10 protein-coding genes are annotated in these 12,733 nt (G+C 61.0%); all 10 read right to left on the reverse strand.

Features of this window, described 5'->3' with window-relative positions; all coding sequences use genetic code 11:
* Positions 1-112: 112 nt before the first annotated feature.
* Positions 113-1,123, reverse strand: coding sequence for a hypothetical protein (locus SH412_RS12715; protein WP_336523894.1), 1,011 nt, complete (start codon positions 1,121-1,123; stop codon positions 113-115).
* 78 nt (positions 1,124-1,201) lie between these two features.
* Positions 1,202-2,059 carry a sugar transferase gene (locus SH412_RS12720; protein WP_336523895.1) on the reverse strand — a complete coding sequence of 286 codons (858 nt, stop codon included), beginning with the start codon at positions 2,057-2,059 and terminating at the stop codon, positions 1,202-1,204.
* 233 nt (positions 2,060-2,292) lie between these two features.
* Positions 2,293-3,633, reverse strand: a complete 1,341-nt coding sequence (locus SH412_RS12725; RefSeq protein WP_336523896.1) for an O-antigen ligase family protein — start codon at positions 3,631-3,633, stop codon at positions 2,293-2,295.
* Positions 3,627-4,796, reverse strand: coding sequence for a glycosyltransferase family 4 protein (locus tag SH412_RS12730; RefSeq protein WP_336523897.1), 1,170 nt, complete (start codon positions 4,794-4,796; stop codon positions 3,627-3,629). Before SH412_RS12730 ends, SH412_RS12725 begins: the two co-directional genes overlap by 7 nt.
* The gene (locus SH412_RS12735) at positions 4,793-5,944 is read right to left on the reverse strand and encodes a glycosyltransferase family 4 protein (protein ID WP_336523898.1); all 1,152 of its coding nucleotides are present in this window, start codon (positions 5,942-5,944) and stop codon (positions 4,793-4,795) included. Before SH412_RS12735 ends, SH412_RS12730 begins: the two co-directional genes overlap by 4 nt.
* 95 nt (positions 5,945-6,039) lie before the next feature.
* On the reverse strand, positions 6,040-6,684 hold the full coding sequence (locus SH412_RS12740) for a hypothetical protein (protein WP_336523899.1): 645 nt from the start codon (positions 6,682-6,684) through the stop codon (positions 6,040-6,042).
* 380 nt (positions 6,685-7,064) lie between these two features.
* Positions 7,065-8,081, reverse strand: coding sequence for a glycosyltransferase (locus SH412_RS12745; protein ID WP_336523900.1), 1,017 nt, complete (start codon positions 8,079-8,081; stop codon positions 7,065-7,067).
* Positions 8,078-10,342, reverse strand: a complete 2,265-nt coding sequence (locus SH412_RS12750; protein ID WP_336523901.1) for an NAD-dependent epimerase/dehydratase family protein — start codon at positions 10,340-10,342, stop codon at positions 8,078-8,080. Before SH412_RS12750 ends, SH412_RS12745 begins: the two co-directional genes overlap by 4 nt.
* Positions 10,343-10,380: 38 nt before the next feature.
* Positions 10,381-11,595 carry a glycosyltransferase family 4 protein gene (locus SH412_RS12755; RefSeq protein ID WP_336523902.1) on the reverse strand — a complete coding sequence of 405 codons (1,215 nt, stop codon included), beginning with the start codon at positions 11,593-11,595 and terminating at the stop codon, positions 10,381-10,383.
* Positions 11,596-11,714: 119 nt separating this feature from the next.
* Positions 11,715-12,725 carry a glycosyltransferase gene (locus tag SH412_RS12760; protein WP_336523903.1) on the reverse strand — a complete coding sequence of 337 codons (1,011 nt, stop codon included), beginning with the start codon at positions 12,723-12,725 and terminating at the stop codon, positions 11,715-11,717.
* Between the last annotated feature and the right edge of the window lie 8 nt (positions 12,726-12,733).

Genomic DNA, 12,733 nt, shown 5'->3' on the forward strand with positions numbered 1-12,733 from the left:
CGACGAGTGCTGCAAGTCGTGTGAGAGTTCGCCCGGCGTTCAACGGAGGCACGTCCGACATCGCTGCGCGGCAGCGTTCTACAGTGGCGGTTTCATCTTTGGCGAATGGCGATCAGCGCATCGCCGCCCGTCGCGGCGGCGGAACCGGTCTGGCAGGGGGCTTCTTCTGCGGCGGCGCCTGAGGAAGTTCGTCCGGCCCCGGCGGCTTGTCGACAATTCCGATCGTGGGGACTCCGTCGGGATTAACTCGCAGTTCCGCACGGGTGGCGCCACTCGAACTTTGCGCCGCGACGACGGCGCTGCCGTCCGGAGAGGAGACCATGCTGGCGGCGGGGTTTCCGGCTCCGTCGCGGACCGAAAGAATGGAGACTCCGTCCGGCAGGCGAATCAAGGCCGGCCCCGCCTGGTCCTCGGGACTGCGCAGAGAGACTTCGCTGAGTCCATCCGGATAGGCAACGAGAAACGGACCGGGATGAGCCGGATCGCCCCGGACAGACAACGTCGCCTGCCCGTCAGCGGTCCAGTCGATCTCCACGCCTCGACCGCCCCCCTGCGGACCGGCGGTCATCTGCAGCGAGCCATCGGAGTCGGCGCGAAGGGCCACTTCGCTCTTGCCCGGCGACGTCAGGCGGAATTCGCCTCGACCGGCGGCGTCGGACTCGACGACGATTTCGCCGTCGCCTGACGGCAGGCGGATCGAGTTCGAGCCGTCGACCCGAGCGGTCAGCCGGAGGTTTCGAACGCCGCCTCCCAGAGCCAGCGTTGCGTCGCCGGAGTCGCTGAGGGTGAGCGTCAGCCGGTCCTGCCCGGTTGCATCCCGCATCGCGATGTGGGGCGCTCCCAGTTCGTCCACAAACATCTCAATTCGGGCGCGACCTTCCAGATCGGAGATGGTGAGCGAGCCGCGCGATGAGACATCCGGCGAAGCTGTGCGTTGTTCCGGCACATGCGCGGCATTCGGCGCGGACGAATCCGCAACAGGCGAGCGCTCTGCCTCAGCGACGTCCGGCAGAACTTCGCGCGAAGGAACGACCGCTGACGGCGGAGCCCCGGCGGGGATGAGCAGGCCCGCGATGACAACGACGACGAGCGAGTACAGTAGAATACGCTCAATTGCGGCCACAGCCGCCCCCTCTCATCAGGTCAAGCAGGCGGCGGCAGCGGAGATGCCAATTCCGATAGCCTCACGGTCTCGAACCGATCAACGGCCAGCCGTCTGCATCTTTGACTTTGCCCGCACGGCTTCCGAACCGGCCTTGTCCTTGTCGTCGGACTCGCCGGACAGCGGAGCAAACCATTGGCCCGACGGAGCGAGCTGGAAGTGAGGCGACTTATGAAGCCTGTCGGACTCAGCGCCGTTCGACAGGAATGTGTCATGCGCGGCGTCAGGATTGATCAGCGGCAGAAACTCCAGTTCGACGCGCTGCCTGGTCGGCAGGCTCCAGAGGCTGCTTATTCCGCGAACAATGCTGCTGACAAACTGCATTGCGGTGGCCAGCAGAATCGAGAAATCCATCCCGAGGCTGCCGTACTTGATGTAGAACAGATCGTGAGCCAGCTTGCGCTGCAGCCCCGCCTCGTCGCAATCCGGAGGGAGACGAGCCTGCGCCAGCCCGGTCACGCCGGGGAGGACATCGAGCCGCTGACTGAACAACGGAATCCGCTGCTCGATGCCGACGGCGATTTCCGGGCGTTCGGGACGGGGCCCGACAAGGCTCATGTCTCCCTTGAGAACGTTCAGCAATTGAGGCAATTCGTCGAAGTGTGTATCTCGCAGGAAGCGCCCGAGCTTCGTAACCCGCGGATCGTCGGCTCCCGACCAGACGGGGCCAGTCTCGCGTTCCGCGTCGGCCACCATCGTCCGGAGTTTGATGAGCGTAAACACGCGCCCCCGGTGTCCCAGCCGCTGCTGGCAGAAGAACGCCGGCCCCCGAGAAGAAACCCGGACGGCAATGGCGCAAATGGCAATGACGGGAAGAAAAACCACGAATGCAATGAGGGAAATTACAAAGTCAAAGATCCGCTTGAGCCCCCGGGACCAGACACTTCGTTCTTTCATCACTTCGTCATTCCATTGTTCGAGGCGAAACCAGACGGTCCGACTAAGTGATCGCACCGCCGACCACGCACGTCGAAGATCCATCTCTGCAAACACCGTGCCCGCGTGTGCCCATCGCGGAAACGGCTCTCGCTCCTGCGGCCGAATTCCAAGCCGCGACGCCCAAGCGATCTGCACATGGTGCTGACAGACGGGCGACCCGCGATCCGGCGGAGCGGTCTTACCACCCCGGATCACGGCCGGCCCAGTTTACCGGGAACTTGAGGGATTCCCAGCCTCTGTTGTGAGAAATGGGCGAGTTGTGGTGAAAATCCGTAGGACCGGCGTTTCTCCGCCGCCCAGACGCAGGTTCCGGCCAGCCCGCCCGCCGCGAGGGCGTAAGAACTCTCCAGCATCGCCCCGGCGGAGAACATACTGGAGACCATGTAACCGATGAGGCCGGGAAAGACCGCCAGGCAGAGGCAACCCAGCCAGTCGGGGATCGGCTCCCGCTTCTGCCGCCAGAGAAGCCGAAAACAGGCCCAGCCGGCGATCAGAAAGTAGCTGAAGTAGCAGATGGCCGCGGGAATGCCGCAACCGGCGCCGATTTCAAAGTAGAGGTTGTGGAGGCCTTTCATATTTCCCGACATCCCGAGATACCGTGGCACTAGGAACTGGCCGGCCCAAGGGCCGACGCCGAGGACCGGGTGGTCCATCGTGATCTGGTAACCGGCCTTCCACAGATCGAATCGGCTCTCAGCGGATGAGTCACGCCCCTCTTTGGACTCGAAGCTTGACATGAACTCCTTCACAACTGGCGGTCCGGCAAGCGCCGCCCCCAGGAGGGTGGAGCAGGCGACGCCCCAAACATTGACTTTCGTCTTGGGCATGAACCAGACGACCAGGGCCAGCATTGGAATCGCGCCGAGCATGCAGCCGCGGGACTCCATGAGCATGATCTGGTGCGCCTGCAGCGCGAGGATCCCCGCCGCAAACAACTTCTGCCAGAGCGGCTTCGAGTATGCGGCGAGAGAAGCCGACACGGCCATAATCGGTACTGTGAGAATCGAGTACAGGTTGTTGTCGCCACCGGTGCCGTAACCCGTCACGCGAAAGAAGCAAACGCCGTTCTGGAAGTAACTCTCGTTAATGCGGTACGCATTGAAGCCCTGGGCGAGCATCAACACCCAGAGCAGTCCCACAATCCGTTTGGGCGTGTTGATGACCCGCACGCCGATGAACGCCATCAGCGCCATCTTCCACAGAGCGTCAATGTAAATGAATGTGTAATTCTGCTCGATGCTCTGCTGGTAGCTCAGGATGGCCAGCGCAATAAACGCCGCCAGCGCCGTTAGCCCTTTTGAAGCCGTCGAAGTGAACCGGTTCCCGCCGAAGCCGGCAAACAGAAATCCGAGCAGCGTCGCGATCGCGATGTATTTCTGAAAGCCCATACCCTGCGGGATCGACCAGCGCCAGTTCCACTCGGGCTGGAGCAGAATGAAGCCGTAATAGCCAATCACGCCGATATGCGGGCGGGCGAGGGCGCCGAGGCAGATGTAGGCGAGGAGGCTGTAGACAAAGACCAGGCTCAGCATGGAACATCCTGCTTGAGCTCATCTCGCTTGATGTCAGGCGGAGCAGCAACTTGCGAGTAAGCTCGCATCGCGGCCGCGGTATGACGTTCGACACTGAACTCATTCTCGCAACGAATTCGCCCCGCACTGCCGAAATGTTCCTGCAATTGACGATTCCGAATCAACTGTTCCAGTGCCGATGCCAGATCTGCAGGGTCTCCCGGAAACACCAGCAGGCCCGTCTGCCCCTCAACCACCATCTCGGGAATGCCTCCCGTATCTCCTCCGATGACCGGCAAACCGTAGGCCATTGCCTCCAGTGTGGCGTTACCAAGGGGCTCGACGCGAGAGGGAACTGTCGCAATGTGGGCGGCGGTCAGCCAGTCGGGGACGTCCTTGCGGAATCCGACGAAGCGGGGGGTGATGCCGAGTTGCGCGGCGAGTTGCTCCATCGCCACGCGGTAGGCGCCGGCGTTCTGAATGTCGTCGCCGACGACGACCAGTTCCGCGCCGGCGGCGACATCCGGTGCGAGCTGCGCCCAGGCTTGCAGCAGATCGGAGACTCCCTTCCGTTCGACGATCTGGCCGGCGTAGAGGACGACGGTCTTGTTCTGCGGCAATCCGAGCCGGACCCGGGCTGCGCGTCGCTCGTCCTCCGTGGGTAATTCCGGCAGCGGCAGGCCGTCGTACAGCACGCAGGCGGGTTCGGCGGCGAGCCGGGGCGAGGCGGCGCGCAGGGTGTCCTGCAGATATTTGGAGACGAAGACATGACATTCGGCGCCGGTCCGGTTCATCCAGTCGATGGCGGGGCAGTCGTAGAGGAAGCGATGATGGCAGATGCGTGGAATGCCAAGCCCCTTCGCCGCGGACGAGACGACCTGATGCGTGGGAAGGTCGTTGCTGTGAACGATGTCCGGTCGCCAGGACCGGAAGAACTTGCGGAGGCGATGTCGGGCCAGGAGATAGCGCGGAAGTTTCCATTTGTCGCGGAGGGGGGTGTCGAAGACGCGACAATCGATCCCCGCGGCGCGGTAACGTGCGGCGACGTCGTTGTCGAAACCCGTCAGCAGAACGACGGTGTGGCCTGCCTGCTGGAGTCCGACGGCGAGCCGTTCGCAGGCGACTTCGGCGCCGCCGAGGAAGGGGGAGCGGGCGACGAGACAAATGCTGAGTCTGTCGATCACGCGAACACTTTCTTTCGGGCAGACGCTGGAGAGGCGGTGCTCAGAATTGAGTTGTATTCCTGCCAGAGCAACTCGCAATTCTGACGAATATCAAATGCGGACTCGACGCGCTGGCGGGCGGTGACGCGCGTCCGCGCAATCCGGTCCGGATCGTCGAGCCAATGCTGGAGCGCGGACGTCAGCGCGGGAATGTCGTCCTGCGGGGTGATTTCACCGCCGCCGGGGAGAATCTGGGAGTCGACCGACTTGCTGGCATAGCCGATCACCGGGCAGCCGCAGGCCATGGCTTCGAGAACGCTGATACTGCAGGCTTCCTCCTGGCTGGTATTCACGAAGAGGTCGAGTGCATTGTAGAACGGTCGCAGATCCGTCAGATGTCCGGTGAGCACAAGCCGGCTGCCGAGTCGGCGCCTGGCCTCATCGAGCAGCTTGACGCTGTAATTGGTTTCGTCCGGGACCGAGCCGCCGGCGATCACCACGCGGACATCATCTGGCAACTCCTCCACAGCGGCAACGAGATGTTCGAGTTGTTTCCTCGCTCGGAGCGCGCACGCCACGCCGACAACGCGATCATTGCCGAGTCCGTGCTTCGCACGGAACTGAGTGCGCAGCCCAGCATCCGGTTTGAAGTGCTGCAGATCCAGCCCATTGTTGAGGACGCGCCAGCGATCCTCGGGGACGATCCCGGACACTCCCGGGCGGCAGTTTTCGAGGTTTCCCGCCGACACGAAAAACATTCGTTCGGGAGGGCGTTTGCCAAACGTCCAACTGCAGAAGTCGCGGCCCATGGTGAAGTGCACGCTGACCACGATCGGCAGACCGGTCAGTCGGGCGAGATACGAGCCGATCGGGTAGCAGTTCTGCTCGTTGCAGTGAATGAGCTCAATTCGATGACGGCGGACGACTTGCCGGAGTTTCCAGAGTGCGGACAGAAAGGGGAGAGGACGCCATTTCGAGGGCAGCGGCAGCGGCACATGGTACGCCGGAATGCCCTGTCCGCCGGCCCAGACGTGGAACGCGCCGATCTCGTGTGAGACGAGGACGGGTTCGAGTCCTTCGTCCCGGAGGAGACGGAACCAGCCTTCGGTCGGCACGGTGGTGCTGACGCGGTTGGGGTTGATGGTGAGGTAGAGGACTCTTCGCTTCATAGGATTCAACTCTTTTGGGGTACCGGCGTAGCAACTGCTTCTCCGCGGGACGCACACATCACCTCCTCGGCTGCCCCCGCAGACTTGATAAGGAGTCACGGAAACCCCATCGTCCGTCGCGCCTTCGCCAATGCGGCTCTCACAACATTGCCGGACCGCATATATCGCCACGCTTCGGGATGCGGCCCCCACGGATGCCCTTCCCGCAGACAGCGTTCAATCGCGCTTTCGTCCAGACAACCGGTTTCTTTGAACCTCATCAACAGGTGCTCCAGTAGCGTTCCCTGTATTTGGGCAGGAGATCCAAAGAAATGCAGAATAGACGCGATCGACGTGAGCTGCGGACTGGTAGGAACCATCGTATTATAACGATTTGCCAGCGTTCCGACCGAATTCCGAAGTTCGTCGCAAGTCAAGTTAAATGCGATTTGGTCCGACAAATGCACTACACGCGGATCATTGCAGTTCAGAATTCGATTCCAGACTTCGAGCCACCTCGCGGCGAATTGGCCGGCCTCCGGAGTGTCCTCCATCAAAAAGACACCGGCGTTGAATGATGATGATGGCCACGCCAGGCCGAGTGAAGTGAGCGACGATCCGACGGCCGCAGCAACTTCGCTCGGCACCGCTTTTCTAATTGCCTTCACTGGTGTGTAGTTAAAGTCACACACGGCCGCGACGCACGTATTGATCTCCGGAATACCGCCAACGGGCCTTACGAAAAGCGTGTCACCGTCCACGTACAAGAGTCTTCCAGAAACAAGACTACGTAGCCGAATTCGAAGATCGCGACTCCGTTTTACGGGATCGTCGTAAATGCTGTTCTCGACGACTACTTCGCTACATAGATCAAGGAGCGAGGAGCGGTTGACAGAAAGATCGCCCTCGCACGCCCGATCAGTAACCAGACACACCCGAGCATCTGCCTCGCACCGACGGACGGACATTAGCGAGAGGTGCAACATGTCAACGTGACGGGCGCTGGCGGCTCCCGTAACGATAAAGCAAATCGTCGGCCGTCTTTCGGCCTTGATCGGCGGATGAGTCATCGTGTTCCTAAATCGGCCGTTCGAGCGAGTTGCTACAACTATCGTAGATACGGCAAATGCATAACCTGAGGTTACGACTTTGGTCCGACGTCCGGCAATGTCCGTGCGACACTCAGAACGTACGTTTTCCAATACGATGGATTCCAGCTATCGAGTTGGATCCCGCGGCGATATGCCGCAAGCGCTTCGCGTTTGTAGCCATGAATCCAGTTCGCGTGGTAGCCCAGTTGCCACATGTATAATTCTGCCAGCTTCTTGCGTAGAAGGCTCTTTGACGTCAATGTCATCGACACCTGTTGCGGCAGCTCTTCGAACCCTCGAATCAGTCCCTGTGCGAGCCGCAGGCGTTTTTCTCGCGGCATTCCCAGAGCTGCGCCCGACGAATTGCTTTCGTGAACACGGTATTCCACGTGGACCTCATCGAAGTACGCAAATCCAACTCCGGCAGCGATGGCCCGCAAGACCACGACTTGGTCTTCGGCTTCGTTGTAAAACTCAGTGACGAACCGGCGACCGTCGAAGAATCTGGAGCGGATGACGGAGTTCTGGAGTCCGGAATAGAGGCCCGCGCCGCCGAGCACAGCATCGAACAACCCTTCGTGCTTCAGGACATGCAGGTCGTCCCGCAGATCGCACGGCAGCGTACGGAACCTGTGGAGTTGTCCCTGTTCCTGGAAGCAGTTCTCGTTCAGCACGCGACCGGACGCATGATCGACGATGCGGCTGGCGGAGTAGACCCAGCCGATGTCGGGAGACTGTTCGAGGGCCGTCACGCACTTCTGCAGATGATGCGGCAGCCACAGGTCGTCGCTGTCGTAAAACGCCACGTACCGACCGGAGACATGGTCGAGCCCGGTATTTCGTGCCGCATAGGCCCCTTGGTTTTCCTGCCGGATGTACCGATACTGCTGCGGCATGCGCTCGATGAGCTTTGGCAGCAGTTCGGCCGTCTCGTCCGTGCTGCCGTCGTCGACGACGATCAGCTCCCAGTCTGTAAACAGCTGGCCGCGGATTGCGCCGATCGCTTCCGGGAGAAACTTCGCTCGATTGTAGGTGGGCAGAATGATGCTGACGGCAGGCGTGTTCATGAGCGGCCCCCCGCATCTGACGCAGGGACGATCTGCGAAGCCTGCAGCCATTGATAGGTGCGTCCGAGGCACGTCATCCGCTCCAGCAGCGGCTGCCAGCCCAGGACTCTTCTCGCCAGATCGCTTTTCACCTCCGCGAATCGCGGCGTAATCTCCAGCACGTCGCTTGCTCCGCCGCGTTCCGGTCGAACGTAGACCGCGGCCGACTGCATCCTCAACATCCGCTTGACGGTCTTCTTCAGAGCCGGGGACCGGGACAGCAGCCAGCGGGGCGTGCTGCCGATGGGGTCCGTCCACAGGGCTTTCCGGGCCAGCGCCTTCACCTCGTCCGATGACGCCAGCGTTCCGAATGCTCCGAACCAGCCGGCCTTGGCCGCCTTCCGTCCTTCCGCACTCGGCCCCGCGGTCCGCCGCACCGTCGCACCGGCCCGCTGCGCAAAGTAGTCGTAGAAGTCCCCCCACGTCATTCCGTCATCATCAGCGAGCGAAAAGATTCGACCAACCGCTTCGTCGCCAACTTCGAGGGAGCGGATGACCGCCTCCACGAGGTTATCGACATAGACTGTATTCGAGGGTGTCTCCGCAGCCCCCGCCAGAACCAGCCCGCCACGCATCAGGTATTCGATCGGCCGCGTGATGAACGTCTTGCCGAACGGCCCGTACACGCATCCCGGGCGAAAGACGACGCAAGGGAGTCCGGACTTCAGCACCGCCTGTTCGGCCGCCAGCTTGCTTTCGCCGTATGTCGCTCCGCGGGCGGGCGAGACAGGAGCATTTTCGTCGATGATTCCTCGATAGTCGTCCGGATGGACGGCGATCGTACTCAGGTGAGCAAAACGCTTGACGCCTGCCGTCTTCGCAGCATCGAGCAGGCCGCGCGTGCCGTCGACCGTGACTTTGAACACCGAAGAGCGATCCCAGCTTTCCGTCCCGATCGCGCAGTGCACAATGGCATCGACATCTTTGACCAGTCGGGCGGCATCCTCGCTGCGGGTGAGGTCCGCCTGGATCATTTCGACCGGCAGCCGCGCCAGCCGGCTGGCGTTTCCGGGGTTGTGAACGACGGCCCGGACGGCGTATCCGCTGCGGCGGCTGAGGATCTCCGCCACCCGGCAACCGATGAATCCGGTCGCGCCGGTCACCAAGACTCGGCGCGGAGCCCCGATCGCTTCGACTCGCGGCTTCGTCACCTCGGCAGCATCGCAGAGCGGGTGCGAAACCCAAGGCTCTTCGAGCGGTCGAACCTTCTGATAGCACTCATCGATCAATCGTGCGGACGCCAGGGCCGAACGCCCCGACAACACGGGCTGGCGTCGGGCCGCAATCGCGTCCACCCAGTCGTCGATCTCCGCGCGAAACGTCTCCAGCCAATTGGTTTCCGGCTCGTCGGTCCACTTCAGTTCCAACTGGTGCCGGGCGACTTCTCCGGTTCGCGGATCTCTGAACTCCAGCCCGTTTTGACGGACGATCACGCGGTAACGATCTGACGGCGGAATGACCAGTTCGCCCCGTTCGCAGATCACCCGCAATTCGTTCGGCAGATTCCGGGTCCGACTGAGTTCGACCCGTCCGTCGACGGGCCGACCACGATGGCTGAGCCTCAAGCGGGCGATGCAGTCGGATTCGATGCTGCCCAGCGCATTGTCTTCGTAGTCGAGGATCTCTCCCGGTCCATCGAACAGATAGAGCAGTTGATCGAAGTAATGCGGCCCCATATCCATCAGGACGCCACCGCCGGCGTGCGACTTCAGCATATTGCCCAGCGTGGCCGCCGCCCAGCCGTAGACCGCACCCCCTTCGAGATCGAAGCTCAGCGGTTTGCCCAACATCTCGGCATCAATGGCCGACTTCAGCATTCGCAGGCAGGGCAGCAGGCGGCGGAAGACGCCGACCGACAGAACGTTGCCGGTCCGTTCGGCCGTCGCCACCATCGATTCCGCGTCAGCCAGCGTCGTCGCCATCGGCTTCTCGACGAGGACGTGAATGCCCCGTTCCAGCAGCATGTTGGTGCAGGCCGCGTGATGTCCCGGTGGAGTGGCAATCACCGCGGCGTCGATGAGATCGGTCGTCAGCCCGGCGGCATCGGCCAAGACTTTGTCGATCTTGTACGCGTCGGCCAGCGGCTTGACACGTTGCACGTCTCGGTCCACGAGCGCGACCAGCCGCACCCCCTCGTGCCCGGCCAGGACGGGAAGGTGGTAGCGTTCGGCGACGGCGCCGCAGCCGATGATGGCGATGCGAAGTTGGCTCGACTGAGTCATACGATCGATTGCCTCAATTGTTACGCCTGTCTTCGAAATCACGCATTCTCAATGACTTCACACAACTCGTCCAGCACCTTGGACTGCGAAAAATGATCCCGCACACGCGATTGAGCTGCGGCGACCATTTCGCTTCGCCCGCCCTCGGCCAGCTCCGCCATCCGTATCAATCCGGCAGCCAATCCGCCAACATCATCCTGAGCGGTCATGACGCCAATGCCAGATCCACCCAATACCTCAGGGATTCCGTCTACATCACTCACAACAGGCAGACAACCGGCCAACATCGCCTCCAGCAACGACAACGGCAGCCCCTCCCGTCGACTTGGCAGGAAAAAAATCCGAAAGGCGGGAAGGATAGACGACACCGATGCCTCAAATCCCCACAGACAGATCCGATCCTGCAAATCAAGCCGGAAGATCTGCTCGCGAATTCGAGCTTCTTCGGGCCCTGCGCCAGCGATGACCCAGCGAATCTTCAGATTGGGCCTCTCCTCTTGTACTTTCGCGAACGCCTCAACGCCACAATCCAGCCCCTTCTCTTCGCTCAGCCGGCACGCGGTAATGACCAAGATCGAATCGTCGGGAAAACCCGTGCGACTTAGAACCGCTCGATGTGCTGCGCCGTGCTCGAATGCTCTATTCACTTCAACGCCGTTTCGGACAGTCACTGTTCTCGTTCTTGAAAAACTGTACTTCTGAATCAAGTACTGTCGAATCGATTCGCTCACACAAATAGACCGCTTCGGCAAGATTCCGCGCGACCAGCCTCGCAGGTACATCTTCCACCACCACAGACCGAAACCGGGGATCAGTCCCCCGCAATACCAGGCCCGGCGGCACTCGGGCAGCACCGACGGCCGCACATGAAGAATCGTGACAAGTCGTGAAGTACACACTCGATAAACTGCGTCCTGCCACAAACCGCCCGTATGCAGCGTTCCTTTCACAAGGACGATGGCACCCGGGCGACACTGCCGCACGGCTCGATACAGGTTTACCAGTCGCCCGATCCCGCGCGCTACCGGAACAAGAATGCATTCTACGCCGGACGACAGATGCCGACCGTACACAGCCTCCGTTTCTCCGCCAATACACATCAAGACCACTCGGTGTCCGCGTTCCTGCAACCGACGCAGCAAATGCGTCGTGTGAACCTCGGCTCCTCCCCAAACATGGCACTCCACGATAACTACGACTGCGTTACCAGGGTTTATCTCCTTGGAGCGAGCCGATAGAGCCATTTGTTGCATCGAATACCGCTCTCTGTCGACGTAAAGTGGAAGCAGACGGAGACTAGCCGAAGCTGCAATCTCACGGAGGACAGTTGCCCCGGAAGTATGCGGGGCGTTTTTTGGCGCACGTGAATGTATCAGACCGATTGAGCCGGGCGCGTATAGCCGGAATACACGGGTCGCCAGCCGAAGAGCGCAGCACAGACTCTGTAAACCTGCATCTTCGCGATTTGAATTTCGATCATGTAAGGCGTCTCGCCAACTTCCGCCAGGCGTCGATAGAGGATTGCCGCCTCGTTGAAGCACTGCGCCTGTCGGAAGCAGTAGGCAATTCCACGGACTCGATCCGCAGCGATTGCCGCCAGGCCGTCGCCATCGCGATGTTTTCGAAAGATCTTTGCCGCAGCGATTAACACAAGGCCCGCTTCGAAATAGACCAGCTGACGATTGCGACAAACGTTGGCTCCATGTTCGCGACGAAGGTAGCCAATCCGTGGATTGAGAATGCCATCGCTTTCGTTTGCCAACCAGGCGAAGAACTCCAGATCGCCGGCCGCACGAAGCGACTCGTCGACGCCGCGTTTGCGTTCCCAAGCCGATTTTCGAAACATAAAGCCCGGGAATCCATATGCGAACATTCCCTCGATCAACAGCTGTCTTCGCAGATAGGGCGCTGGAATCCTCCAGTATTCATTCCTCTGCTCGCCGGCCGCCTGCATTTCCTTACAGAACGCGGGCGTTTGCCGCGGCTTTCGATTGTTGTCACCGTACACGCCTGCCCAATAAAATGCGAACTCACACTCGGGAGCGTCAGAAAATGATCCGGCGACATCCTCGAAAATCTCATCTTCGAAGATGTCGTCTTGGTCAAGAACCGAGATCAGTTCGCCCACTGCCGCATCGACGCCAACGTTAATTGGCCGGCAGGGGCCCCCGGAGTTTTTTTCCAACTTCATCACCCGCAACGGCACCGGACTCTCCGACTTCAGGCCCTCCACGACCTGCAACGTGTCGTCGGTCGAACAGTCATCGACGACGATAATCTCGCAGGGCAAATATGTCTGCGAAAACACCGACCGTAGCGCGTCGGCGATGAACCGGCTGCCGTTGTATGTCGGGATGATGACGCTGATTTCGGGAAGACTCATGCCCCGCC

This window comes from Planctellipticum variicoloris, assembly GCF_030622045.1.
In the GTDB taxonomy this organism is placed as follows: domain Bacteria; phylum Planctomycetota; class Planctomycetia; order Planctomycetales; family Planctomycetaceae; genus Planctellipticum; species Planctellipticum variicoloris.

Coding starts and splice junctions, on each gene's coding strand:
- SH412_RS12720 (WP_336523895.1), bottom strand. CDS start 2,059: ATGAAAGAACGAAGTGTCTGGTCCCGGGGGCTCAAGCGGATCTTTGAC.
- SH412_RS12725 (WP_336523896.1), bottom strand. CDS start 3,633: ATGCTGAGCCTGGTCTTTGTCTACAGCCTCCTCGCCTACATCTGCCTC.
- SH412_RS12735 (WP_336523898.1), bottom strand. CDS start 5,944: ATGAAGCGAAGAGTCCTCTACCTCACCATCAACCCCAACCGCGTCAGC.
- SH412_RS12745 (WP_336523900.1), bottom strand. CDS start 8,081: ATGAACACGCCTGCCGTCAGCATCATTCTGCCCACCTACAATCGAGCG.
- SH412_RS12750 (WP_336523901.1), bottom strand. CDS start 10,342: ATGACTCAGTCGAGCCAACTTCGCATCGCCATCATCGGCTGCGGCGCC.
- SH412_RS12755 (WP_336523902.1), bottom strand. CDS start 11,595: ATGCAACAAATGGCTCTATCGGCTCGCTCCAAGGAGATAAACCCTGGT.
- SH412_RS12760 (WP_336523903.1), bottom strand. CDS start 12,725: ATGAGTCTTCCCGAAATCAGCGTCATCATCCCGACATACAACGGCAGC.